23 protein-coding genes are annotated in these 24,363 nt (G+C 74.4%); 12 read left to right on the top strand and 11 right to left on the bottom strand.

Going from position 1 to position 24,363, the window contains the following annotated elements; genetic code table 11:
• The first annotated feature begins 22 nt into the window (after positions 1-22).
• Positions 23-172, top strand: a complete 150-nt coding sequence (locus tag ABTZ17_RS13110) for a hypothetical protein (RefSeq protein ID WP_352195654.1) — start codon at positions 23-25, stop codon at positions 170-172.
• A gap of 154 nt (positions 173-326) precedes the next feature.
• On the opposite strand, the gene ABTZ17_RS13105 is transcribed toward ABTZ17_RS13110, so the two are convergent.
• The 3 genes from ABTZ17_RS13105 to ABTZ17_RS13095 form a co-directional block, all read right to left on the bottom strand.
• Positions 327-1,130, bottom strand: a complete 804-nt coding sequence (locus ABTZ17_RS13105) for a hypothetical protein (protein ID WP_352195653.1) — start codon at positions 1,128-1,130, stop codon at positions 327-329.
• A gap of 21 nt (positions 1,131-1,151) precedes the next feature.
• Positions 1,152-1,736 (bottom strand): hypothetical protein, encoded by a 585-nt coding sequence (locus ABTZ17_RS13100; protein WP_352195652.1) that lies wholly within the window; start codon positions 1,734-1,736, stop codon positions 1,152-1,154.
• Positions 1,737-1,836: 100 nt separating this feature from the next.
• Positions 1,837-2,538: a TetR/AcrR family transcriptional regulator gene (locus ABTZ17_RS13095; RefSeq protein WP_352195651.1), complete on the bottom strand. Its 702-nt coding sequence runs from the start codon at positions 2,536-2,538 to the stop codon at positions 1,837-1,839.
• A gap of 78 nt (positions 2,539-2,616) precedes the next feature.
• On the opposite strand from ABTZ17_RS13095, the gene ABTZ17_RS13090 reads away from it, so the two are divergent.
• The gene (locus tag ABTZ17_RS13090) at positions 2,617-3,204 is read left to right on the top strand and encodes a DUF3995 domain-containing protein (RefSeq protein ID WP_352195650.1); all 588 of its coding nucleotides are present in this window, start codon (positions 2,617-2,619) and stop codon (positions 3,202-3,204) included.
• 75 nt (positions 3,205-3,279) lie between these two features.
• On the opposite strand, the gene ABTZ17_RS13085 is transcribed toward ABTZ17_RS13090, so the two are convergent.
• From ABTZ17_RS13085 to ABTZ17_RS13075, 3 genes are all read right to left on the bottom strand, one after another.
• Positions 3,280-3,855, bottom strand: a complete 576-nt coding sequence (locus ABTZ17_RS13085) for a hypothetical protein (protein ID WP_352195649.1) — start codon at positions 3,853-3,855, stop codon at positions 3,280-3,282.
• Positions 3,856-3,920: 65 nt separating this feature from the next.
• Positions 3,921-5,375 (bottom strand): hypothetical protein, encoded by a 1,455-nt coding sequence (locus ABTZ17_RS13080; RefSeq protein WP_352195648.1) that lies wholly within the window; start codon positions 5,373-5,375, stop codon positions 3,921-3,923.
• Positions 5,376-5,531: 156 nt separating this feature from the next.
• Complete coding sequence (locus ABTZ17_RS13075) at positions 5,532-5,960, bottom strand: VOC family protein (RefSeq protein ID WP_352195647.1); 429 nt, start codon at positions 5,958-5,960, stop codon at positions 5,532-5,534.
• A 475-nt stretch (positions 5,961-6,435) separates the two neighbouring features.
• Here ABTZ17_RS13075 and ABTZ17_RS13070 point away from each other — a divergent pair, with 475 nt between their 5' ends.
• Positions 6,436-7,002 (top strand): HAD domain-containing protein, encoded by a 567-nt coding sequence (locus ABTZ17_RS13070; RefSeq protein WP_352195646.1) that lies wholly within the window; start codon positions 6,436-6,438, stop codon positions 7,000-7,002.
• Here the strand turns inward: ABTZ17_RS13070 and ABTZ17_RS13065 are convergent.
• Both ABTZ17_RS13065 and ABTZ17_RS13060 read right to left on the bottom strand, forming a co-directional pair.
• Positions 6,989-8,092 (bottom strand): RNA polymerase sigma-70 factor, encoded by a 1,104-nt coding sequence (locus ABTZ17_RS13065; protein WP_352195645.1) that lies wholly within the window; start codon positions 8,090-8,092, stop codon positions 6,989-6,991. The two genes, ABTZ17_RS13070 and ABTZ17_RS13065, sit on opposite strands and share 14 nt — an antisense overlap.
• Positions 8,093-8,096: 4 nt before the next feature.
• Positions 8,097-9,227, bottom strand: coding sequence for an NAD(P)/FAD-dependent oxidoreductase (locus tag ABTZ17_RS13060; protein WP_502994660.1), 1,131 nt, complete (start codon positions 9,225-9,227; stop codon positions 8,097-8,099).
• Positions 9,228-9,638: 411 nt separating this feature from the next.
• Here ABTZ17_RS13060 and ABTZ17_RS13055 point away from each other — a divergent pair, with 411 nt between their 5' ends.
• The 4 genes from ABTZ17_RS13055 to ABTZ17_RS13040 all read left to right on the top strand — a co-directional run bounded on the left by ABTZ17_RS13055 (position 9,639) and on the right by ABTZ17_RS13040 (position 13,080).
• Positions 9,639-10,160, top strand: a complete 522-nt coding sequence (locus ABTZ17_RS13055; protein ID WP_352195643.1) for a MarR family winged helix-turn-helix transcriptional regulator — start codon at positions 9,639-9,641, stop codon at positions 10,158-10,160.
• A gap of 225 nt (positions 10,161-10,385) precedes the next feature.
• Positions 10,386-11,057, top strand: a complete 672-nt coding sequence (locus ABTZ17_RS13050; RefSeq protein ID WP_352195642.1) for a hypothetical protein — start codon at positions 10,386-10,388, stop codon at positions 11,055-11,057.
• Positions 11,054-11,980, top strand: a complete 927-nt coding sequence (locus ABTZ17_RS13045) for an NmrA family NAD(P)-binding protein (RefSeq protein WP_352195641.1) — start codon at positions 11,054-11,056, stop codon at positions 11,978-11,980. Before ABTZ17_RS13050 ends, ABTZ17_RS13045 begins: the two co-directional genes overlap by 4 nt.
• Positions 11,981-12,132: 152 nt before the next feature.
• Entirely contained in the window at positions 12,133-13,080 is a 948-nt protein-coding gene (locus ABTZ17_RS13040; RefSeq protein WP_352195640.1) for an SDR family oxidoreductase, read from the top strand.
• A gap of 52 nt (positions 13,081-13,132) precedes the next feature.
• Here the strand turns inward: ABTZ17_RS13040 and ABTZ17_RS13035 are convergent, their stop codons facing one another.
• Positions 13,133-13,591 carry a GNAT family N-acetyltransferase gene (locus ABTZ17_RS13035; RefSeq protein ID WP_352195639.1) on the bottom strand — a complete coding sequence of 153 codons (459 nt, stop codon included), beginning with the start codon at positions 13,589-13,591 and terminating at the stop codon, positions 13,133-13,135.
• Between the two features lie 240 nt (positions 13,592-13,831).
• Here ABTZ17_RS13035 and ABTZ17_RS13030 point away from each other — a divergent pair, with 240 nt between their 5' ends.
• From ABTZ17_RS13030 to ABTZ17_RS13020, 3 genes are all read left to right on the top strand, one after another.
• Positions 13,832-14,404: a hypothetical protein gene (locus ABTZ17_RS13030; RefSeq protein ID WP_352195638.1), complete on the top strand. Its 573-nt coding sequence runs from the start codon at positions 13,832-13,834 to the stop codon at positions 14,402-14,404.
• A 383-nt stretch (positions 14,405-14,787) separates the two neighbouring features.
• The gene (locus ABTZ17_RS13025; RefSeq protein WP_352195637.1) at positions 14,788-18,879 is read left to right on the top strand and encodes a tetratricopeptide repeat protein; all 4,092 of its coding nucleotides are present in this window, start codon (positions 14,788-14,790) and stop codon (positions 18,877-18,879) included.
• A 129-nt stretch (positions 18,880-19,008) separates the two neighbouring features.
• A complete protein-coding gene (locus tag ABTZ17_RS13020) occupies positions 19,009-19,671 on the top strand; it encodes a lysophospholipid acyltransferase family protein (protein WP_352195636.1) in 663 nt (220 codons plus the stop codon).
• Between the two features lie 111 nt (positions 19,672-19,782).
• Here ABTZ17_RS13020 and ABTZ17_RS13015 read toward each other — a convergent pair whose 3' ends face one another.
• Entirely contained in the window at positions 19,783-20,730 is a 948-nt protein-coding gene (locus ABTZ17_RS13015) for an alpha/beta fold hydrolase (RefSeq protein WP_352195635.1), read from the bottom strand.
• 214 nt (positions 20,731-20,944) lie between these two features.
• On the opposite strand from ABTZ17_RS13015, the gene ABTZ17_RS13010 reads away from it, so the two are divergent.
• The gene (locus tag ABTZ17_RS13010; RefSeq protein ID WP_352195634.1) at positions 20,945-21,559 is read left to right on the top strand and encodes a TetR/AcrR family transcriptional regulator; all 615 of its coding nucleotides are present in this window, start codon (positions 20,945-20,947) and stop codon (positions 21,557-21,559) included.
• 222 nt (positions 21,560-21,781) lie between these two features.
• Here ABTZ17_RS13010 and ABTZ17_RS13005 read toward each other — a convergent pair whose 3' ends face one another.
• Positions 21,782-21,937: a hypothetical protein gene (locus tag ABTZ17_RS13005; RefSeq protein ID WP_352195633.1), complete on the bottom strand. Its 156-nt coding sequence runs from the start codon at positions 21,935-21,937 to the stop codon at positions 21,782-21,784.
• Between the two features lie 42 nt (positions 21,938-21,979).
• Between ABTZ17_RS13005 and ABTZ17_RS13000 the strand changes: the two genes are divergently transcribed.
• Positions 21,980-24,363, top strand: a 2,384-nt coding sequence (locus ABTZ17_RS13000) for a tetratricopeptide repeat protein (RefSeq protein WP_352195632.1), incomplete at its 3' end; no start/stop codon positions are given.

The following is a 24,363-nucleotide window of genomic DNA, read 5'->3' as shown; positions in this document are numbered from 1 at the left end:
GGCCCCGCCCCTGCTCTCGGCCGTGCCACCACGGGTCCGCGCGGCGGCCGCGCTCGGGCTGGCGGGGGCGGTCGTGGCGACCGTGCTGACCGCCGTCGTGGACCCGGCGGCCCCCGTCGCCCCGGACCGGGTCGCGCCGGCGCGGATCGAAGCCGGTACGGACGGACGCTAGGAAGCCCGTGGGGGCGGCCCGCCGGAAGCCCGGCAGAGCAGCGCCGTCCCCTGGAACGGCCTGTCGTCCTGGCCCGTAGTGCGACTACGGGCCAGGACGACAGGGGAACGGGGGAACGGGGGGATGGGGAAAGGGGCGGGGTGCGCCCGGTGGCTCAGGTGTCGAGGAGACGGCCGAAGAAGGACCGGTAGCGCTGGAGCGAGAGGCGCAGGTCCTCCGTGGCGGCCTCACCGCCGCCCTGCCACTGCTTCTCCAGGGACTTCCGGCGCTCCTCGAAGCTCTCGGTCAGGTGCCGCATCGTCTCCGCCACCAGGGCGTCCGCGTCCCGCACGGCCTCCTGCGGATCGTCGACGAAGCCGACCTGGATCCGGGTCCACCGCTCCCGGAAGTCCGTGGAGTCGGCGGCGGGGATCAGGGGTTCCCGGTCCGGGCCGTCGCTGGTGCTGCTGGTGGGGCTCTGCGTGCCGGTGCCGGTGCCGGTGCCGGTCTCGGTCTCAGGGGTGGGCGTCGGCGCGTGCGTGGTGTTCGTGCCGTGCGCGTTGTTCGTGTGGGGCGTGAGGTGGGTGTCGTGCTCGCTGTCGTGCTTCGTGGGGCCCGAGGTGCCGGGAGCGGCCGGGTCGAGGCGGCCGGCACCGTCGTCCCAGGTCTCGGTGGCGGCCCAGGATCCGTGGTCGCTGTCCGCCCGCCGGTCCCGGGGCGCCGGGACGGTGCCGGGAGCCGCCGATGGCGGCGTGAGCGGGGGACCGGCCGGTACCTCCGCGCGCGGGTCGGCACCCGGGACGGGGTGGATCCGCTCCCCGGTCGGGTGCGCGGAGTGCGGTTCCCGCGCTGCCCGCGGAGTGTCGGGCCGGTTCTCGTGCCCTTCACTTCTGTCGCGGTCGCGGTCGCGGTCGTGCGTCGGGCCCTGGTTCTGGTTCCGGCCCTGGTTCTCGTACTGCTCCTGGTGCTGGTTCCGCATGGTCCGTCACTCCCTCGATCGTCAGGCTCGTTCGCGTGCTGCGGCGGTGCGGCCGCTGTGGTCCGTACCCGCGGGGACCAGCAGGTCCTCGAAGAGCGCGCGGTAGTGGACCATGGCGCCGCGCAGTTCCTCGGTGTCGGCGCGGGTGCCGCCGTCGGCGTCACGGGTGCGCACCTCGTGCGCCTTGCGGTAGTGGTCCAGGGTGCGGCCGTGCGCCACGGACAGGTGCCGGAGGCGCTCCTCGTAGCCCTCGGTGGGGTAACCGCGGTCGTGCATCAGCCGGGTGAGGAGTTCGTCGGCCTCCTGGACGGCGCCCGCGGGCTCGTCGACGAAGTGCTCCTGGACCCGGTTCCACTGCTCGGTGTACTCGTGGCGGGCCGCCTCCGGGAGCTCTCGGATGTCCAGCTCCTCGTAGCGGTGCCGGCGGTCGCGCAGTTCGCGTTCCGCGGCCTTGCGGCTGCCGGTCTCCTTCACGGCGCGGCCGTACTCGGGCCCGAAGTCCCGCTGGAGCCGGCGGCGCCGCTGCAGCGGCAGCAGTCCGACGAGTACGGCGATCGCGACGACCGCCACGAGGACGGCGATCGCGAGGACGGTTCCGGTCGACATCGGTTCCTCCAGAGCGGGGCGTCGGGTCTGTCGGGCCCGCGCCTGCCCGGTGCCGGCGGACGGAAACGGTCCGCCGTTCGAGTCCCCGCTTCGCCGTCGCTCAGGACCGGCCGGGCCCCTGTGACCGCTCCTGCTCCTGCGACCGCTCGTGCCGCAGAGACGGTTCGGGCTCCGGTGACCGCTCGGAGTCGGAGGAGGAGGAAGAGGAAGAGCGTGCGGGGTCGGTGGGCGGGGTGCCCAGGGTGGCGATCAGGTGGTCGAGGGCCGCGCCCGCGCCGGGACCGTCCGGCAGGACCTCCGGGGCCGTACCGGGAGCGGTGCGGCGCAGGTCCAGCCAGCCCAGGTAGGCGGCGTACGCGGTGACGGCGCGGTGCCGGGCGTCGGCGGGGCCGAATCCGAGATCGGCGAAGAGGGCGGCGAGGAAGGCGATCCTGGCGCGGGTGACCCGGTCCACGACCTCCGCGACCGCCGGGTGTGCCTCCCGGGCGGCGCCCAGCGCCGGCTCCAGGCCCGCGATCCCCTCGTCGCCGAGCGCGGTCAGCAGCAGGGTCCGGAAGCGGGCGCGCGGTTCCGTGCGGGTGCCGACGGCCGCGATGACCTCCGTGGTGGCCAGGCGCTCCCAGCTCTCCAGGGCCGCGAGGAGCAGTGCGTCCCGGTTCTCGAAGTGCCAGTAGAAGCTTCCGCGCGAGACCTTGAGTTCGCGGGCGAGCACGTCCACGGCCACGGCCGAGACGCCGCCCCGGGCGAAGGCGCGTAGCGCCGCCATCGTCCAGTCTTCCCTGCTCACTCGCCCCTTCGCCATGTTCCGTACAGTACTGTATGGAAAATCCGTACAGCAGTGTATGGATCTGTCGACCGAGGTCGTGGGGAAGGGGCACCGATGGGCACGAACGCACACGGGGACAGCAACGCGGGCACGGGGGCGGGCTGGGGGAGCGAGAGCGCGACGGGTGGCCGGGGTGACCCCGGTGGGGCGGTCGCGGTGGGGCGCGGCGTACCGGTGGCCGCCGCGTTGGCCGCCACCGGGCTGGCCGCGGCCGGCGCCCTGCACGCCGTCTGGCTCGCCTCGCCCTGGCCGCTGTCCTCCCGGGCCGAGCTCGCCGAGGTGGTCGTCGGCGTGGCCGAGGCGAAGGCGCCGCCGCGCGCCGCCACGGCCGCCGTGGCCGGACTGCTGGGCGCGGCGGCGGGACTCGTCCTCGCCGCGGCCCGTCCGGACACCGCGCCCGGTCGCAGCTTCCCGGTGCGCGCCGGGGTGTGGACGGTGGCCGGGGTCCTGGGGGTCCGCGGGGCCGGCGGCTTCGTCGTCTCGGGGCTGGACCTGCGCGGCACCCCGGCCCGGTTCACCCGCAAGGACCTGACCGTGTACTCGCCGCTCTGCCTGGGCCTCGCCGCCCTCAGCGGGTACGTGGCCCGGCGGACGGCCGCACCCGCGGGGAGAGGGCGGAGGCCCGGCCCCGCCGGCGTGTGACGTGTGGAGGGAGGGGAAGGGGACGACTCCCGCGAGTCGTCCCCTCCCCCTCCCTTGCCGTCACTTCACGTCACGTCACTTCCAGCGGACGGTGCTCAGCCCGTCGCCGTGATCCGTCACTTCGGCTCCGTCGAGGACGGCCGGGACGGTGCCGAGCCGGTCCGTCCGGAACAGCACGCGGTCCGGCCGCGGGCCTTTCGGCAGCCGTCCGTACAGGACCAGTGCGTCATCGTCCTCCTCCGCCGTTCGGCCGCCCTCGTCCACGAGCAGTGCGACGGTGCCGTCCGCGTCCCACCGGACCAGCCGCTGAACCGCCGCCTCGGCGCGCTGCCGCTCGCTCTCGGTCAAGCCGTCGAGGGTGAACGTGAGCACCTGTGCGTCGGGTGCCACGTACCTCACCGCGCACACCACGTCCGTGTCGGCCGACAGCCAGAACTGCACGCAGAGCGGCCCGAGCGACAGCCCGAGGAGATCCAGGACGCGCCCCGCGGGCCACCGCACCTGTTCGCCGGTGACGTCCAGGAGCATCCCGCAGCCCGACTGCGGGTGTTCCAGGGCCAGTCCGGACCGGGCCAGGTGGTCGGTGACCGCGCGGAACCCTGACGCGTCCAGCCGGCCCTCGCGGTACCAGGAGAGGTGGGTTTCGGACACCGTCGGGCACTCCTCGCTCTCGGGTCGGGTCGGGTCGTCAGGTCGTCAGGTCAGGTCGGGTCGGATCAGGCCCGGTCCGCGTCCGGACCGGCCTCCGGGTCGCCGCCGCCAGGGACCCAGAACTCCCCCTCCGGCTCGGGGACTTCCGGCAGTTCGGGAAGGTCGGGGGTCTCCGCGGTCTCATCGCGCAGTGCGGCCTCTGGGGCTTCGGAGTCGTCCGCGGCGTCCGCGGCGTCCGGGAGGTCGTCGGCGGCGGCCGGTCGGGAACCCTCGGAGCGCAAGGCCCGGATGCACTCGGCGATGGACTCCTGGAGCTTCTCCAACTGCTCCAGCAGCTCTTCCTCGTACACGGCGGCCGCGTCGTCGAGGGTCAGTTCCTCGAAGGCCTTGGCGGCCTTCTGGACCTTGCTCTGGAACCGCACCCGCCGCTCGTGCGCCCGCAGGCGCGGATCGTTCTCGACGGCGTCGGCGATCAGCTGCTTGACGGCCTTCTGGGCGTCCTCCGCGTACGGGCCGGCTTCCTCGTCGTCCAGGCCCTCGATGAGGTGCAGGTGCTGCCGGGCCTCGGCGACCACCTCCTCCGGGGCGGGGATCTTCTGCCCGCTCGGCGTGGTGACCTCGCCGCTGTCGATGACCTGCCGGACGTACTCCAGCCGGTCCACGGTCTTCGCCTCCGCGGCGACCGCCTTCTTCCACTCCCCGGTACGGGCGATGTCCCGGGCCAGCTCCTGACCGAGGGCCGGGTCGTCCTCCAGCCGGTCGATGAGCGCGTGCCGGGCCGCCTGGGCGGTGGCGGGGTCGGCGAGGATCGCGGCCCGCAGCGCGGTCGGGTTCTCCGCCACCTCCAGCGCCTTCGTCGGCCGGATGCCCTCCGCCTCGGCCACCGCGGAGATGGCCAGACCACGCGGGGAGGCCGCGCTGGAGCGGGAGGTGTAGTAGCCGAGCCACACGTCGGCGTCGGGCAGGTCGATGTCCTCACCGGGCACCAGGGCCTCGAAGACCGGTACGACCCCGTCGTCCGCGGCCCGGTCCCAGGCCTTCCAGAAGCGCATCACGCGTTCGGGGGAGCAGCCCGCCCGGCGGGCGAACTCCTGCGCCGAGACCTTCACCGCGCCGGACCCGGACCCGGATCCCTCCGCACCCGTGTCCGCCGCGCTGGGCCCACCGGGCCGCACGCTCCGGGCCACCTTCAGCGCGAAGGTCCACCCGCCCTGCCGGGCGTAGCCGCCGAACTCCCGGGCGTCCCGGGTGACGGGGTCGAGCGCGCCGTCCGAGGTACCGCCCGAGGCGCTTTCCGAGACGGAGTCCGAAGCGGAATCCGAGACGGAGTCCGAGGCGGGGTCGGCGACGTCGCGCGAGGCGTCGTGCGGGGCGTCGTGGGAGCCGCCGACGGCCGGCTCCGTGTCGCCCGCCGCCGCCCCTGCCTCCGTCTCGGGCCCCGGGTCGGCAGTGGTGGTGTCGGCACCCTCGCCGTCCACCACGTCCGCCCGCTCCACCACCGGATCAGCAGCCACCGACATCGTTCGAGTCCTCCCATGCGGTTCGCACACGGCCTTCGCCGCGATCGGGCCCTCCGGCCCGGTCACAGGAGTATCACGCTGTCGGAGGCGGCCGGTCCGCGCCGCAGTTCCCCCACGGTCCGGACCTCCGTTCCCCCGCCGCCGACGCCTGGCCCGTCACTCGGGGGTGGGGGAGAGGAACTCCAGCCGGTTCTCGTGGCAGTCCTTGACGTAGAAGCGGCGGTGGCCGGGGAAGTTGCCGTCCCAGGTGACCTCCACCCCACGGCTCGTCAGCCGCTCCGCGAGCCCGTCGAGGTCCCCGACGAGGATCCCGGGATGGCCTTTGCGCGCCGGGCGGAAGTCCTCCTCGACGCCGAGGTGGATCTCCAGGGCGTCGGAACGCACCCACAGCCCGCCCCGAGCCGCCAGCACCGGCGGCTTCGCGATCTCGGTCATGCCCAGCACGTCCACGTAGAAGCGGCGGCAGACCTCCTCCTCGCCGGGCGGCAGCGCCAACTGCACGTGGTGCAGCCCCAACCCGAACGCCGAGACGGCCTCCGCCGTCCCGTACTCCAGCGGCTCCGCCCGCCCCACACGCTCCGCCATACCGGACCCCCTCGCTCATTTCGCCGGCGGTCCACCCGCCCGCACCGGGCCGGCCCGACGAGCCCCACCCGGCACACCGCACGCCCCACCGGCACCACACGGACCCATGATCCTCACGCCCGCCACCCCCCTCGGGCAACCCCTTTCGCGTCCAGCCCCGGGCGCGGAGTCCGCCACCGATGGCGACATGGCTGAAAAACCCGATTCGCCCGCTATGGAAAATTCTCGAGAAGTTGACGAAAACGCCCCCTGCCCCAGATAAAGTGCCAGCTCAGCTCCTCTGCTCCCCGCGCACGCGGGGATGGTCCCACCGCAATCAGCGCCGTACCCATGAATCCCCCCTGCTCCCCGCGCACGCGGGGATGGTCCCACCGCAATCAGCGCCGTACCCATGAATCCCCCCTGCTCCCCGCGCACGCGGGGATGGTCCTCTGTACGATCGCGGGAGCTTCGGGGCGCTCGGGGGTGGGGGATCGTGGGACGGCCGTTGTTGTTTCTTGATGTGGACGGGCCGCTCCATCCATATGCGGCGCAGCCCGAGCGGAGGCCCGCCGGGTACACCACCCTCCGGGTGCCCGTGGCGCGGGCGGAGGGGGAGGTGCGGTTGCGGCGACGGCCCTTGCGGGTCTGGTTGAACCCGGCGCACGGGGCCGAACTGCTCGCGTTGGGGGCCTCGTACGAGCTGTGCTGGGCCACGACCTGGGGTGACGAGGCCAACCGCTGGATAGCGCCCGTGCTCGGCCTCCCCGAGTTGCCCTGGGTGGACTTCGGGGAGGCCCTGTTCCGGGAGCGGCCCGACGGGGTGCACTGGAAGACCGGGCCGTTGGTGGCGTACGCCGCCGGGCGGGCCTTCGCCTGGGTGGACGACGAACAGAGTCACCTCGACGAGGAGTTCACGGGCGCGCACCATCCCGCCCCGGCCCTGCTGCACCACGTGGATCCGCGGGTCGGGTTGCGGACGGCCGACTTCGGGGTGTTGGGGGCCTTCGTGCGGTCGCTGCCCGCCGGGGCGGCGGGCAGCGGTGGGGTCAGCGCAGGGTGAGGGGGACCGGCTCCGACACCCGGGTCAGCTTCTGCGGGTTGCGCACGTAGTAAAGGGCCGTGATCCGGCCGTCCTCGACCGAGGCGGTCAGGACCCCGTCCGCCTCGCCGTTGACGTGCAGGACCAGTGCGGGTCCGCCGTTGACCACGGCGGGCTCCGCCGTGACCAGCAGGCCGGGCCGGTGGCCCCAGCCCATGACGTACCGGCTGACCTTGTCGGCGCCCAGCACCGGCCGTCGGGCCGCCTGCTTGACCCCGCCGCCGTCGCTCATGAGGACCACGTCCGGGGCGAGTACGTCCAGGAGTCCCTGCGGGTTCCCGGTCTCCAGCGCCTGCCGGAAGGACTCCAGGGCGGCCCGACCCGCCGCCGGTGCGACCGTGCGTCGCGGGCGGCGGGCCTCCACGTGGCCGCGCGCCCGGTGCGCGATCTGCCGGACCGCCGCCGGGGCCTTCCCGACGGCCTCCGCGATCTCGCCGTACCCGACGTCGAAGACCTCCCGCAGCACGAACACCGCCCGCTCGGTGGGGGAGAGGGTTTCGAGGACCAGCATCAGCGCGGTGGAGACGCTGTCCGCGAGCTCCGCGTCCTCGGCCACGTCCGGAGCCGTGAGCAGGGGCTCCGGGAGCCAGGGCCCGACGTACGCCTCGCGGAGGCGGCGTACGGTGCGCAGGCGGTTGAGGGCCTGGCGGGTGGCGATCCGGACCAGGTACGCGCGCGGTTCGAGCACGCCGGCGCGGTCGGCGGCCGCCCACCGTAGCCAGGTCTCCTGCACCACGTCCTCGGCGTCGGCGGCCGAGCCGAGCACTTCGTAGGCGACGGTGAAGAGCAGGCTGCGGTGGGCGAGGAACACCTCGGTGGCCGCCTCGGTCCCGTCCCCGGCCGCCGGTCCCCTCGCGGCCTCGGGCCCGTTGCCGACCTCGGGCCCGTTGCCGCCTGCCGCCTCAGTCCCGCCTGCCGCCTTCGTCCCGGTGCCGGGCGCCGTCGTGGTGCCGGTCTCCGGCACCGGCGCGGTCGCCGCGCGGTGGTCGGTGTCCGCCGCGGAGGGTGAGCCGGGGTCGGGGTCGGCGGGGGGCGGGGTGTGAGCGTTCATGGGGCTACTCTCGCCCGGATCCGGTGCCGGCCGCGAGCAGTTCGCCGCGGGCGGGGTCCTTGAACCAGGCGTCCCGCGCGCCCGGCTTGCGGCCCTCGTACGACAGCTGCCGCGGCACCGCCGAGCAGATCAGCTCCTTCAGCAGGGCGCCCGTCCGCCCGCCGACGTGCAGTCCGCGCGGGGAGTCGTCGCGGGCGGTGAGCTGGAGGATGCCCGCGCGGCGGCCCAGGCTGACGCAGAGGGTGAGGAAGCCGACCTCGGCGTTGCGCGGGGCGGTGCCCGCGATCCGGTGGAGGACGGTCTCGGCGGCCTGCGGGCCGAGTTGCACGGCGGCCTGGCAGCTCATCCGGAAGGGGATGCCGGAGGGCGCGGCGGAGTCCCCGGCCGCCACGATCCGCTCGTCGTCGACGCTGGTCAGGGTCTCGTCGGTGAGGAGCCGTCCGAGGGCGTCGGTGCGCAGCCCGCTGCGGACGGCGAGGTCGGGCACCCCGAATCCGGCGGTCCACACGGTCACGGCGGCGGGCAGGACGCGGCCGTCGTCGAGGCGGACGGAGTCGGCGGTGACCTCGGCGGCCCGTGCTCCGGGGCCGGCGAGGACGGTCACACCGAGCCGGGCCAGGCGGCGGGCCACGGTGCGGCGGGTCCGCGGGTGCAGGGAGGGTCCGAGGAGCGGTCCGCAGACCAGCGACACCGGGCGTCCGGTGCCGGCCAGTTCGGCGGCCGTCTCGATGCCGGTGGCCCCGCCGCCGACGACCGTCACGCCGGCCCCGGCCGGTACGGCGCCCAGGGCCTCCCGCAGTCGCCGTGCCTCCTCCAGTCCGGTGACGGTGTGGGCGTGTTCGGCGGCTCCGGGCACCGACGGTTCGGCGCCGCCGCTGCCGACGGCGTAGACGAGGTGGTCGTAGCCGAGCACGGTCCCGTCGGTGAGGCGGACGGCGCGCTCGGGGGCGTCGATGCGGTCGGCGCTGCCGACCACCAGGTCGACGCGCTCGCCCAGCACCTCGCGGTACGGGATCACGGCCTCGCCGGTCCCGGCCACCAGCTGGTGCAGGCGGATCCGTTGGACGAAGTCCGGGCGCGGGTTGACCAGGGTGACGGTGACCCCGGGCTGCCGCGTCAGCCGGTTCGCGGCCATGACCCCGGCGTATCCGCCGCCCAGGACGAGGACCCTGGTGTCCGTGGGGGCGTCGGCGGCCCCGGCGGTGTCGGTGGCCTCGGAGGTCCCAGGGCCTTCCGCCGCGTCGATCGTCTCGTTCGCCCCGGTCGCCTCGTGTCCTTCCGCCGCGCTGGCGGCCTTGGCCGCTTCGAGTGTTCTGGTGGGTTCGGTCGCCTGGGTCGGCTCGTTCGCCTCGGTGCCGTGCGACATGGCGTCCCTCTCCTCCGTTGCCGTGCGGGCCGCCGTACGGCCCGTGGGGTGCGTTCGGCATGAGGACACCGCCGGGCCCCGGGGTGTGACACATCACCGTGCAATGTGATCCGGATCACGAGAGGCGCGTACGGTGGAGGAGCCTTGACCCGGGAATTGATTAGCTGCCATATTACTTTCATGAGCACCGAGGAACGGCAGTCCGGGGCGACGCCCTCGCTCGACCAGGCCCGCCGACAGATCGAGCGGTACGGGATCGACGCCGACCCGCAGGCGGTCCTCGTGGCCGTGCGGCTGATGGAGGCGGGCGCCCGACTGGACCGCGCCTCCGAGGTCCACTTCGCCCGCTCCGGACTCTCCACCGGCCGCTACCGTCTCCTGGTGGACCTGGAGGACGCCGACGGCGAGAAGTCCCCTTCGGCGCTGGCCCGCAGCCTCGGAGTCTCCCGCGCCACCGTCACCGGCCTGGTCGACGGCCTGGAGCGGGAGGGGCTCGTGGCTCGAAGGGCATCTGTGGAGGACCGCCGTGCCAGCGTGATCGTCCTCACCGCGCGCGGCGCCCGCCGCCTCCACAACATGGCCGCCGACCACTTCGCGCGCCTCCAGTCGATGGTCGGCGGCCTCACGACGGAGGAGCGGGGCCTCTTCCTCGACCTGCTCGAACGCGTCACGCGGGGGATCGGCGCCCTGACGGAGCCGTAGGGAGCCTCGCTCGGGGTGCGGGGTGCGGGGTGCGGGGTGCGGGGTGCGCCCGCCCCTGCCCCGAGCCTCCCGTCACCCACCGTCGCCCCCCCTCTCCTCCCTCTCCGCCGGCCCCACCTCTCCTCGCCCCCGCCTGCGCCGCCCTTCGCCGTCTCCCTCGCGGAGGCGGCCTTCTTTCACCCAGATCGTTAGCCAGCTAATCAATAAGTGGGGAGTCCGAGACAGATGAACCGACGCCCACCGGATACGGCCGAGAGCCGTACCGGGCCCGAGATCACGCCCGCCGGCCCGCTCGCCGGCACCCGCTCCCCGGCCCGCCCCCGCCCCCTCGGGAGGGAGGCCCTGACCGCGTACCTGGCCCCCGCGCTCAGCGCCGGAACCGGCGGACTGCTCACCGGCACGCCCGACCTGACCCTCGCCGCCGTCACCTCCATCGGCCTGCCCTCCGCCCTGGTGACCCTGCTGCTGGGCGCGCACCTGCGCCGCCTCGGAGCCCGGCGACGGGCCCGGTCGGGGGGAGGCACCGGCTTGCCCCAGCCCCTGCGCGCCGTCGGGTACGCGCTCCTCGCCGCCGCGCTGACCGCACCGGTCGGCCTCGCGGCCGCCACCCTCCTCCCCACGCGCCTCGACTTCCCCGGCACCACCTGGCCCGACCGGCTGGCCCTCGACCTCCCGCTCTCGGCGACCCTGGCCGCCCTGATCGTCACCTTCCGCCACCGCGACCTCCGCCCACCCGCATCCGCATCCGCATCCGCGCCCGCGCCCGCACCCGCATCCGCGCCCGCGCCCGCGCCCGCATCCGCACCCGCGTCCTTGCCTGACCGCACCCCCTCCACCGCTCCCTTCACCGACCCCTTCACCGCCCCCTCGACCACCACCTCGGGAGACCCCTCGTGATCACCGTCATGGGCGCGAGCGGCGCCACCGGGGGCGCGCTCGTGCGCCACCTCCGCGAACTCGGCGTCCCCTGCCGGGCCCTCACCCGCGCCCCGCACGCCCTCACCGCCGCCCTCGCCACCGGCCCGCACCCCGGAGGAGCCCCCGCCCCCAGCGCCCCCAGCGCCCGCGTCGACGTGATCGGGGCCGACGCCGCGGAACCGGACACCCTCCGTGCCGCCCTCGCCGGATCCGAACAGCTCTTCCTCGCCATGGCCAACGGCCCCCGGCAAGTCGCCCTCGAACGCGCCGCCCTGGACGCCGCCGCGGCCACCGGCGTCCGCCACGTGGTGAAGCTCTCCGCGCCCGCCGCCGAGCCCGACTCGCCCGTGGCCGTCTCCCGCGACCACCACGCGATCGAACGGCACCTGGCCGCCTCCGGCATGACCGGGACCGTCCTCCGCCCCTACGCCTTCATGCACAAACTCCTCCTCGCCGCCCCCGCCATCGCCCGCGGCGCACTCGTCAGCTCCCTCGGCGACGCTCCCTGCGCCTACGTGGACGTACGGGACGTGGCAGAAGCCGCCGCCGAGGTGCTGCTGCGCCCCTACCTCGCCGGCGCCGCCTACCCGCTCACCGGTCCCCGGGCCTACACTCCCCACCAGCTGGCCGGACTCCTCTCCGAGGTGGTCGGGCGCCCCGTGCGCCCCGTCCACCTGTCCCCGGAGGAGTTCCACCGGCACCTCCGGGACACCGCCGGGATGCCGGACCGCCTGGCCCGACACGTCACCGAGATCCAACACCTGGCCCGCACCCGCCCCGAATCCCCCGACGGCACCCTGGAACGCCTCCTCGGCCGCCCCGCCCGCACCCTCCCCGCCTTCCTCGACGAACACCGCACCCACTTCGCACCCCCACCCCTCGCCCCACCGACGACCCCCTGACACCCGACCCCTCGGAACCACCCGTTCCCTCGGATGCATCGGGTTCGCCCGGGCAGCCCGGGCGGCACCACGCCGCCCGGGCTCGGGCACCGGATGCGTGCGGCCCGGCCGACTAGATTGGGGGAGGGGGCACCGCAACCGCAGGAGCGTCCATGCAGCGCAGAACCACCATCGACATCGCCGTCCCCGACCTCTCGGGGAAGCGCGCCGTGGTGACCGGGGCCAGCGACGGCATCGGGCTCGGCATCGCCACCCGGCTCGCCCGGGCCGGGGCCGAAGTCCTCCTGCCCGTCCGCAACTTGCGCAAGGGCGAGGCCGCGATCGCCACGATCCGGCAGACGGCCCCGTCGGCGAAGGTGTCACTGCACACCCTCGACCTGTCCGCGCTCGACTCGGTCGCGGCCTTCGGCGACTCCTTGCGGACGGAGGGACGGCCCCTCCACTTCCTCGTCAACAACGCCGGAGTGATGACCCCGCCCGACCGGCAGACCACGGCCGACGGCTTCGAGCTCCAGTTCGGCACCAATCACCTGGGTCACTTCGCGCTGGTGGCCCATCTGCTGCCCCTGCTGCGCGCCGGCGGTGCGCGCGTGACCTCGCAGATCAGCGTCTCGGCCAACCGGAACTCCATCAACTGGGACGACCTGAACTGGGAACGCTCCTACAAGGGCGGACACGCCTACAGCCAGTCGAAGATCGCCCTCGGGCTCTTCGGCCTCGAACTCGACCGACGCAGCAGGGCGGCCGGCTGGGGCGTCTCCAGCAACCTGTGCCACCCCGGCGTCGCACCGACCAGTCTGCTCGCCGCGCGCCCCGAAATCGGTCGGTCCGAAGACACCCTGGGCGTCAAGGTGATCCGCGCCCTCTCCGCGCGCGGCATCCTGCTCGGGACCGTGGAGTCCGCCCGGTTGCCGGCGCTGCAGGCGGCGACGGCCACCGAGTCCCGGGGCGAGCGGCTGTACGGGCCGAGCGGCCCGGGGCACCTCGGAGGCCCGCCCGCCGAACAGAAGCTCTACTCCCGCTTGCGCGGCGCCGAGGAGGCCCGGCGCCTGTGGACCGCTTCCGAGGAGCTGACGAAGGTCTCCTTCCCCGCCGCGTGAGAAGCCGTGCGAGCTGCGCCGCGGGGCTCGTCACCCCGGCCTGGCGCCGCCGCTACTGGGCGCCCAGGGTCATCCACTTCTCCGGGTGTTCGAGGGGGGCGAAGCCGAGGCGGGCGTAGACCTCGTGGGCGTCCGCCGTGGCCAGCATGGTGCGTCGGAGGCCGAAGGGGGCCAGGTGCTCGCGGACGGCGGCCACCAGGGCGTGGCCCAGGCCCTGCCCGCGACGGTCGTCGGCGATGAAGACGTCGCACAGCCAGGCGAAGGTGGCCCGGTCCGTCACCACCCGGGCATAGCCGACCTGCGCGCCCGAGGCGTCCTCGTACAGACCGAAATTCAGGGAGCCGGCCACGGCCGCCTCCTGCTTCTCGCGGGTGCGGCCCAGGGCCCAGTACGACTCCTCGGAGAGCCAGCGGTGGACCGTGGTCAGGTCGAGGCGGTCCGGGTCGGTGGACACGGTGTAGCCGGCGGGGAGCGTGGGCAGGGCGGGGAGGCCGGGGAGCGCGGAGGTCATGGCCGCATCCAAGCAGGACGCCCGCGGCACGGACCATCGAATATGTCCGTGCCCCTGCTCCTCGGCTCGCCCGCCGCCCCCGGCACCGCGTGGACGGCTCGTGCGCGCGAGGGAAGGCGTTCCTCGGAATCCGGCGTTCGGGGCCCGCGGGAGGGGCGCCCGGTGCGAAGGTGGTGGAGCACGGTGCACGGGTGGTTTTTCGGGGGGAGGACGGGCGTCGGGCGGTTCGGCCGGTGGTCGGTGGCGGGTCTGGTGACCGTGGTGGGCTTCGCGGTGCCCACCTGGCTCTGCGGGGCGGTGATCCTGCCGGTGGTGCTCGCGGACGCGGGGATCCGCTGGTCCCTGGCCTCCGCGCTCGGTGCGGCCCTGGCGGCGCTGGCCGGGATGTGGGGGTACGGGTTCGCCACGGGGCCCGCCGCCCCCTCGCCGTCGCAGGCCCCGTCACCGACCCCGATGCCGCCCCCGACGCCGGATCCTGCGATGTCCTCGGGTCCCCCCGCTCCGGTGGTACAGGCCCGGGGCGCCCGCTCCATCGCCATCGGGGGAAGCAACTCGGGCGACATCGGCACCGGCGACAGAAGCACCGCCGGTGGGGCGGGCGAGGCAACCGACCCCGGTCCCGACCCCGTACCCGGTCCCGGCCCCGATCCCGATCCCGCTGCGGCCCCCGGACCCGCGCGGCGCCCGGCGGAGCCGGGCCGTGAGGGCGGGAGGGGGACGGTCGCGGCGGAGGGTCAACGTTCGATCGCCGTCGGCGGAGACAACAGCGGTCGCCTGTCCACGGGCGACGACCCTGGCGGGAACCGGCCGTGACCTGGCCGTTCCGGAGAAGGAAGGGCGGAGGATCGAGCCGTTCCGGACACGCTCCCGAGGCGCGCACCGAAACCTCCACCGCCGAAACCTCCACCGCCGAAACCGCGACCGCTACGGACTTCGGTGCCGCCGGTCCGGAGCCGGCCCGGCCCGCCGGTGCCCCGGGCCGGACGATCCGGCCCGTCGAGACCGAGCGGACCCGATCGGAAGCGGCCGAGGAAGCCCGTACGGACGGGGCCCTCGTCCCGATCCCCATTCCTGAGGCGACCCCCGCGCTCCAGCCCCTCACGGCGCATCACCCGCCCGACCCGCATCCCCGGGTACGGGTCGATGCGTCCGGCGAGCGGGCGATCGCGATCGGGGGCGACCACTACGGGGCCTCCATGACAGGGGATCACGCCACCGTCGTCACCCTGCCGGCCGAGGCGCTGCGGCCGGCTGCCGAGGTGGAGGCCCCGCCCGGCCTCGACAACGTCGACACGCGTCCGCACGTGTTCGTCGGGCGGACCCGTGAACTGGCGCGACTCGACGCCGCGTTCCGGGACTCCGACCGGGCCGTGGTCACCGCCTTGCACGGGCTCGGGGGCATCGGCAAGAGCAGCCTCGCGGCGCAGTGGGCCGCCACCCGTGCGCACGGCCTGACGCCGGTCCGCTGGATCAACGCCGACAGCGCCGCGGGCGTACAACAGGGCCTGGCCGACCTGGCCACGGCCCTGCAACCCGCCCTCGCGACGGCCCTCCCCGTGGAGAAGCTGGCCGACCGGGCCCTCCAGTGGCTGGCCACGCACACCGGCTGGTTGCTCGTCCTCGACAACGTCAACGACCCCGCCGACATCGCTCCGCTCACCCAGGGCCCGTACGGCGGGCGCCTGCTGATCACCAGCCGGCTCGCCACCACCTGGCACCACGCCACGGCCGTGGTCCGCCTCGACGTCCTGGAGCCCGCCGAGTCACTGGACCTCCTGACCCGCGTGCTCAACGCGGACGGCCCCCGGGACCTCGACGGAGCCGCCGAACTCTGCGCCGAACTCGGCCACCTGCCCCTCGCGATCGAACAGGCCGCCGCCTACCTCGTGGAGAACCGGGCCACCACGCCCACCCCCCGCGCCTACCTCCGCCTCCTCGCCGACCACCCGGCCGACATGTACCGCGACGCCGCGGCCACCACCCCCACCGAACGCACCATCGCCCGAGTCTGGCGCGTCACCCTCGACCGCGTCGCCACGCAGCACCCCCTGGCAGGGGACCTCCTGCGCACCCTCGCCTGGTACGCCCCCGACCACATCCCCCTCACCCTCCTCACCGAACTCGCGTCACCGCCCGCCTTGAACCGGGCCGTCGGTCTGCTCACCGCGTACAGCATGATCGGCCAGGGGCGCGCGCCCGAGCCCGGTCCCGGGCCCGACACCGCATCCGAGTCCGAGTCCGACACCGACTCCGACACCGACTCCGAAGGCGAGTCCGCGCCCGCGACCCTGACCGTGCACCGCCTCGTCCAGGCCCTCGCCCGCACCCCCGATCCCCACGACCCGCACCGCCCCCCGGAGGCCGTGGCTGCGGCGCGCGACCGGGCCGCCGCACGGCTCGCCGGGGCCCTGCCACCGGGCTGGGACGAACCGGAGGACTGGCCCACCTGGCGCGCGCTGATGCCGCACGTGGACGCCCTCGCGCAGCACGCCCCGGCCGACACCGACACCGACATCACCGCGGAACTCCTGAACAAGGCAGGAGTCTTCCTCACGAGTCAGGGTCGACCGGAGCGGGCGATCGCGCTCCTGCGACGGTCCCTGGCGTGCGGCCGGCGGGTGCGCGAGCCCGACCACCCCACCACACTGGCCTGCCGCAACAACCTCGCCAGTGCCTACCGGGCCGCCGGCGACCTGAACCGGGCCGTTCCGCTGCTCGAGGAAAACCTCGCCGCGATGGAACGGGTCGCGGGGGCGGATCACCCGGCCACCCTCGCCGCGCGCAACAACCTCGCGTCCGTCCGTCATTCGGCCGGGGACCTAGCACCGGCCCTGGCCCTGTACGAGCAGACCCTCACGGACTTGGAACGGGTGCTGGGCGTCGATCACGCGCACACCCTGACCTTGCGGAACAACCTGGCCGGAGCCCACTTGGACGCCGGGGACCCGGCCCGCGCCGTCAGCCTGTTCGAACAGGTCCTCGTCGACATGCGGCGGGTGCACGGAGAGGACCATCCCCAGACGCTGACCGCCCGGCACAACCTGGCCGGGGCCCACCTGGCCGCGGGGGACCTCGGGCGCGCCGTCCCGTTGTTCGAGCGGAGCGTCGCCGACCGCGCCCGAATCCTCGGGGGCGACCACCCGGACACGCTGGGCGCCCGCAACGACCTGGCGGGCACCCACAAGGTCGCGGGCGATCCGGGCCGGGCCATCCCCCTGTTCGAGCGGAACCTCGACGAGTGCGAGCGGGTGTTGGGCGACGACCATCCCCGGACCATGGACGCCCGGGGCCACCTGGCCGGTGCCTACGAGGCGGCCGGCGATCCGGGCCGGGCGGTCGTGCTCTTGGAGCGGAACCTGGCCGACCGCGTGCGCGTCCTGGGCCCGGGCCACCCGCACACCCTGGCCGCCCGGAACGATCTCGCCGTCGCCCGCGTGACGTTGGGTGACCTGCCCAGGGCGGTCGAGCTGTTCGACCGGAACCTCGCCGACCGCACACGGATCCTCGGGGCCGACCATCCCGACACCCTGGTCGCCGGCAACAATCTGGCGACCGCGTACGAGGAGAGCGGGGACCTGAGCCGGGCCACCCCCCTGTACGAGCGGAACCTCGCCCGGGTCGAACGGGTCCTGGGCCGGGACCACCCACACACCCTGGCCGCCCGGAACAACCTGGCCGGCGCCTACGAGGCCGCGGGGGACCTCGGTCGGGCCGTTCCCCTCTACGAACGGAACCTGGCCGACGCGGAACGGATCCTGGGCGCCGACCACCCGCACACGCTGATCTCCCGGCGGAACCTGGCCGCCACCCACCTGTCGGCGGGGCAGCCGGCCCGCGCCGTTCCCCTGTTGGAGCAGGCGCTGTCCGACAGCGTGCGGGTCTCGGGGGCGGATCATCCGCACAGCCTGTCGGCCCTGGGCTCGTTGGCCACCGCCTACGAGGAGGTGGGCGATCTGCGCCGGTCCCTGGCCCTGCGCGAGCAGCACCTCCTCGACGCGGAGCGGGTGCTCGGCGCGGACCATCCGCAGACGCTGTCGGCCCGGGGCGGTCTGGCCCGCGCCCGTCAGGCGACGGGTGACCTGGTACGGGCGGTACCGATGTTCGAGCGGACGCTGTCGGACAGCCTGCGGGTGCTCGGGCCGGAGCACCCCCACACGCTCGGGGCGCGGGGCGTGTTGGCCGGTGCGCACCGGGAACGCGGGGACCTGGCCAGCGCGATCTCCCTGTGCGAGGAGAACCTCGCCGAAGCGGACCGCTTGTTGGGGCCGGAGCACCCGTACGCGTGGGGAGCCCGCGGCAACCTGGCGGCCACGTACCAGGAGGCGGGCGACACGGTTCGGGCGATCCCCCTGTTCGAGGAGATCCTGGCCGACAGGGAACGGGTCCTGGGACCGGACCACCCGCACACGCTCACCGCCGGGAACAACCTGGCCGGTGCCCACCAGAGCGCGGGGGACACCGGGCGGGCCGTCCCCCTGTACGAGCGGACGCTGGCCGAGCGCGAGCGGGTGCTCGGCGCGGACCACCCGCACACACTGGTCTCGCGGAACAACCTGGCCGGGGCCCTCCAGGAGCTGGGGGATCCGGACCGTGCCGTCACCCTGTACGAGCGCACCGTCGAGGACAGCGTGCGGCTGCTGGGCGCCGACCATCCGGACACGCTGACCGCACGAAACAACCTGGCGGGGGCGTTCGCGGCACGGGGAGAAGCGGACCGTGCCGCGGCCCTGTTCGAGGAGGTCCTGACCGATCGAGGCAGGGTGCTGGGGCCCGAGCACCCGGACTGCCTGGTCTCCCGTAACAACCTGGCGGGCGCGCACCGGGCGCGGGGGGACGTGGCCTTGGCCCTGCCGCTGTTCGAGGAGAACGTCGCCGACTGCGAGCGGGTCCTGGGCCCCGGTCACCCGCACACCCTCACGGCCCGGAACAACCTGGCCGGGGCGTGCGAGGAGGCGGGGGACCACGGGCGGGCCGTCGAGCTGTTCGAACGGATCCTGGCCGACCGCGCGCGCGTCCTGGGGGACGAGCATCCCGCCACCCTGACCTCCCGCGCGAGCCTCGCCCGCTGCCACCGGTCGGCGGGGCGTCCGGAGCGGGCCGTCCTCCTCTACACGGGGACCCTCGCGGACGCCGAACGGGTCCTGGGCGACGAGCACCCGCTCACCGGGGCCCTCAGAGAGGCCCTCAGGGACGCCCTCGCGGCGGCCCGTTCCGAGGACGCCGAGGAGGAGGAGAGGAAGGACGCCGAGGAGAAGGACGCCGGCCCGGAGGCCGGTTCCGGGGCCTGAGGTACCGGCCCGGTGGAGGCGAGTACGGCGGGCGGGTGCGGGTGAGTACGCGTACTCACGGCCCGGCGCGGGGTGCGGGACACGATGGGGGAGTCGTCGTTCCGCAGCTCCGAACCGGGGGAAACGTCCATGCTCAGCCGCTTCGCCGATGCCCTGATGCCCGCTCTGGGACGGCTCGGTGTCACCGCCGACGACGGGGCCCGTTTCGCGCCCGGGAGCGTCATCGCCGCGAACCACACCTCCCTCGCGGATCCCGTCGTGGTGCTCGCCGCGCTGCACCGGCTCGGGGTCGAGCCGGTGGTCATGGCGACCGCCGGGCTGTGGCGGATCCCCGTCCTCGGGCGGCTGCTCGGCCGGGAGGGGCACATCCCCGTGCACCGCGGGGACCGGCGGGCCGCGGACTCCCTGGACGGGGCCGCGGCGGCGCTGGCCGGCGGGCGGCTGGTACTGATCTACGGGGAGGGCGGGCTGCCCCGGCGCCGGTGCCCCGGCGAGGCCCCGCCGGAGGCGTTCCGGAGCGGGCTGGCCCGGCTCGTGGAGCGGACCGGGGCCCCGGTGGTGCCGCTGGGTCAGGCCGGTGCCCGGCGGATCAGTTCCGGCAACGGGGCGAAGCAGCTCGCGGGGGCGGCCTCCGCCCCGCTGCGCCGCCCCGGGCTGCACGTACACGTGGGGGCCCCGGTGGCGTTGACGGGCCCGGCGGCGGACCGTACCGCGCAGGCCCGGGAAGCGGTGACGGCGGCCTGGCGGCACGCCGCCGCCCGCCTCGGGGAACCGGCGGCCTTCGCGGCCTGAGGGACGGAGCGGGCGGGCGGGCGGGCGGCAGCGGCCCCAGCGCCCCGGTCGGGCCGCAGGACAGCAGGGTGATCGGGGCCGGCACGGCGGCAGGGTGGTCGGGCGTTGCGGTCAGGGGTTGACCGGGGCCGCACCGCGGGCGTCGACCTCCGCCATGAAGGCCAGCATGCCCGCGTTGACGAGGTCGGGGTGGTCGATCTGTGGACCGTGGCCGGTCGCGGCGATGATCTCGGCGCGGGCGCCCGGTATCAGGCGGGGGACGCGTTCGAGCTGCCGCTTGGGGTGCACGAGCAGGCTCCGCTTGCCCATGATCAGGTGGAACGGGGTCCGGATGGAGCCCAGTTCGGCGTCCGACAGGGGCAGCGGGGAGGGCCGACGGATCCGGAAGGCGCGGACGCCGGCCCGGATCCAGGCCCGCAGCTCGGGGTCGACGATCACCGGCTGCTCCAGCCACCGGGCGAGCCGGGGCCGCCAGGCCGCGGGGGCGTAGGTGGCGAAGAGGCTCGCGAAGATCCACGCGAAGAAGCGCAGCCCCACCTTCTCCAGGCCGCCGGGGTCGAGAGCGGTGACGGAGGCCAGGCGGTCCCGGCGCAGGTGGGCCTGGTTGATGACCAACCAGCCGCCGTACAAGGAGCCGACGAGGTGGACCCGGTCGAGGCCGAGCGCTTCGAGGGCCTCGTCCATCCACTGGGCGGCCCGCTCCGGCTGCCACATCGGCTCGCGCTGGACGCTGCGGCCGGGGTCCCCGGGGGTGTCGAGGGCGTACACGGGGCGATCGGCGCTGAGGGCCGGGGTGTTGGGGTACCACTGGGCGGAGCAGCCGCCCGATCCGTGGATCAGGACGACGGGCGTCCGCGCGGCGGCGGCGGGGTCGGTGGTGTCGGCGGGGCCGTAGCGGTAGACGCGGGTGGTGCCGAAGCTGGTCTCGACGTCGGTCTCGGAGCGGGCGGGCGCGCCCTTCGCGTAGAGGGCGTCACAGGCGGCGAAGTACCGGTCGCGCAGGTCGTCGTCGACGTAGCGGCCGATGTCGCGGCGCGCACGGGTGGTGTTCTCGGGCACGGGGCACCTCCGGGAGGATCCGTTCTTTGTGGTACGACCGTATCGTGATGATGGTACGGCGGTACCATGAAAAGGCACCCGAAGTCACTCGACGAAGGTGCACCTGCCGCACCTGCCGCACCGCCACAACCGATACGCCGCCACAACCTGATACACCCGCAACGCGGCTCCACCCGCCGCACCTGACGAACCGACCGAGCGGAGACACCGGCACATGCCGAAACGCGTGGACCACGAGGAACGCCGGGCCCAGATCGCCGAGGCCCTCATCCGGGTCGCGGGGCGGCGCGGGCTGCACGCCGTCGGCATGCGGGACGTCGCGGCGGAGGCGGGGGTGTCGCTGCGCCTGGTCCAGTACTACTTCGAGACCAAGGAGAAGCTCCTCTTCCACGGCCTCCAGCACCTCACGGCACGCTTCACGGCCCGCGTCGGCGCCCGCCTGGCCGCCGTCGGACCCGAGCCGGGCCCACGCGCGGCGGTCGAGGCACTGCTCCTGGCCTCGCTGCCCACCGACGAGGAGGGCCGCACCTTCGCCCTCCTCTACAGCGCCTACTCGATCCTGTCGGTGACCGACGAGGCCCTGGCCGCCCAGCCCTTCATCGACGGCCCCGACGCCGCGGAGGACGCGGTGACCGGCCTCCTGGAGCGGGCCGCGGCGGAGGGCCTCACCGCCCCCGACACCGACCCCCGCATGGAGGCCATCGGCCTCCTCGCCATGACCGCGACCCTGGGCACCAGCATCCTGGTCGGCCAACGCACCCCGGCCTCCGCCCTCACCGTCCTCGACCACCACCTGAACCGCGTCTTCCGCCCGGTCGCGGCACCGTAGTCGGCCGGGGCGCACAGACAGCCCCGCGCGGCCGTGCCCAGAGCTCGCCGCTGGTACGGACCGAGGGCACGAGGGCACGAGGGCAGGGGGGCACGACGAGGCGACGGACCGACGACACGACGGGTACCGGCATCAGAACGTCCGTCGAAATCCGGCGATCATGAAGCGCGGACCTGCCGTTCCTGCCATGGTGGTGACGGACGCGGAGAATCGCCCGGGGGGTCAGGCAGGCATGGAGCGGTCCGGTCGGTGGACGCCGACCTTCCCGATGACGACGACCATGACGGTGACGGCGATCATGACGGTGACGGTGACGGCGAGGGCCGACCGGACCCCGGCCATGGCCCGCCGCGCGACCGTCATCGGTGCCGCCGTCAAGGACGATCCCGCCACCGGTGATCACTTCGGCGGTGCCCGGCCGTGACGGCGCCTCCCCGGAATCCGGATGACGTGCCCGGGCATCCCGCACCTCGGCCGCGGCGGGCCGCGTCGGAAGCGAGCGGACACTGGGCCGTCGCCATCGGCCAGGACAACCTCGGGACGATCCAGACGGGCGATCACGCCACCGCGGTCACCCTGCCGTACGAGGCCCTGAGGCCGGCCGCCGAAGTCGACGCTCCACCAGGGCTGGACGACCTCCGCCACCGCCCGCACCGCTTCGTCGGCCGCGCCGTGGAGCTGGACCGGCTCGACGCCGCGCTCACCCCACCCGGGGGCGCCGTGGTGCAGGCGGTCCACGGTCTGGGTGGGGTCGGCAAGAGCGCGTTGGCCTCGCACTGGGCCGCCACGCGCGCCCACGGCTGCTTCCCGATCCGGTGGATCAACGCGGACAGCCAGGCCAACGTGCAACAGGGCCTGGCCGACCTGGCCACCGCCCTGCAACCGGCCCTGGCCCGCGTCCTGTCGGTGGAACTGCTGGCCGAACGGGCACTGCAGTGGCTGGCCACGCACACCGGCTGGCTCCTGATCCTCGACAACGTCGAGGACCCCGCCGACATCGCCCCCCTCACGGACGGCCTCACCACCGGTCGGCTGCTGATCACCAGCCGGCTCGCCACCACCTGGAACCACGTCACCACCGTCATCCGCCTCGACGTCCTGGACCCCGCGGAGTCGCTGGAGCTGCTGACCCGCATCCTCACCGCCGACGGCCCGCGCGGTCCGGACGGCTCCGCCGAACTCTGCGCCGAAGTGGGCCACTTCCCCCTCGCCATCGAGCAAGCCGCCTCCTACCTGGTCGAGAACCGGCTCACCACACCCACCCCCCGTGCCTACCTGGACCTCCTCGCCCGCTACCCGGCCGACATGTACCGCGACGCCGGCGTCACCACCGGGGCCGAGCGCACCATCGCCCGCGTCTGGCGCCTCACCCTCGACCGCATCACCACCGCGCACCCCCTGGCCGGCGACCTCCTGCGCACCCTGGCCTGGTACGCCCCCGACCACATCCCGATGACCCTCCTCGACGGCTTCGGACCCCCACCCGCGCTGAACAGGGCACTCGGCCTGCTCACCGCGTACAGCATGGTCACCCCCGCCCCGGACACCGGCGGTCTGAGCGTCCATCGCCTCGTGCAGGCCTTCGCCCGCACGCCCGATCCGGATGACCCCCATCGCACCGGCGAAGCCGTCGACCGGGCTCGCGAACACGCCGTCGGGCGACTCGCCGCCGCCTTCCCGGGGGACGGGAACGATCCCGTCACCTGGCCCGCTTGGCGCGGTCTGCTGCCCCACATCGACACCCTCCTCGACCACGGCGCCGAGACCTCCGACACCTTGGCCACCGCCGGCCTCCTCAACGGAGCGGGCGTCTTCCTCCTGGGGCAGGGCCTGTGCACCCGTGCCCTCGAACCGCTTCGTCGGGCCCTGGCCGGTACGGAGCGCCTCCTGGGTGCGGACCACCCGAACACCCTGACCGCCCGCAACAACCTCGCCGCCGCCTACGAGTCCGCCGGTGACCTGGACAGGGCTGTCTCCCTCCACACGGGGAACCTCACCCGCCGCGCCCGAGTGCTGGGCGTCTCCCACCCCAGCACGCTGATCTCCCGGAACAACCTCGCCGGTGCGTACGAAGCGGCGGGGCGCGTGGACGAGGCGATCGTGCTGTACGAGGGGAACCTCGCCGACCTCGCGCAGGTGCTGGGTCCCGCCCACCCCCACACCCTGGCCGCGAAGAACAACCTCGCCGGTGCCTACGAAACAGCGGGTGATCTGAACCGAGCCGTCGTGCTGTACGAGCAGAACCTCGAAGACTGCGCACGGGCGCTGGGCTCCGACCACCCCGATACCCTGATGTACCGGAACAACCTCTCCGGCGCCTACAAGAGCGGCGGGGACCCGGGCCGAGCGATCCCGCTGTTCGAACGAAATCTCGACGACCAGATTCGGGTCCTCGGCTCCGACCATGCCGACGTGCTGTCCTCACGGAACAACCTCGCCACCGCCTACGCGGCCGTCGGCGACCTCGACAGGGCCGTCCCGCTCCTCGTGAGGAACCTCGCCGACCGCACCCGGATCCTGGGCGCGGATCACCCCGCGGCCCTGACCTCCCGGCACAACCTCGCCCGTGCGTATCAGGACGGCGGGGACCTGGATCGGGCGCTTCCGTTGCTGGAGCGGAACCTTGATGACCGTGTCCGGTTGTTGGGCCCGGATCACCCGGACACCTTGACCTCCCGGGACAGCCTCGCGGGGGCGCTTCAGGACGGTGGGGACCTGGATCGGGCGCTTCCGTTGCTGGAGCGGAACCTTGATGACCGTGTCCGGTTGTTGGGCCCGGATCACCCGGACACCTTGACCTCCCG

The sequence above is a fragment of the Streptomyces sp. NPDC097619 genome (assembly GCF_040302735.1).
Taxonomy (GTDB): Bacteria; Actinomycetota; Actinomycetes; order Streptomycetales; family Streptomycetaceae; genus Streptomyces.
This window is presented reverse-complemented; position numbering and strand designations above follow the sequence as displayed.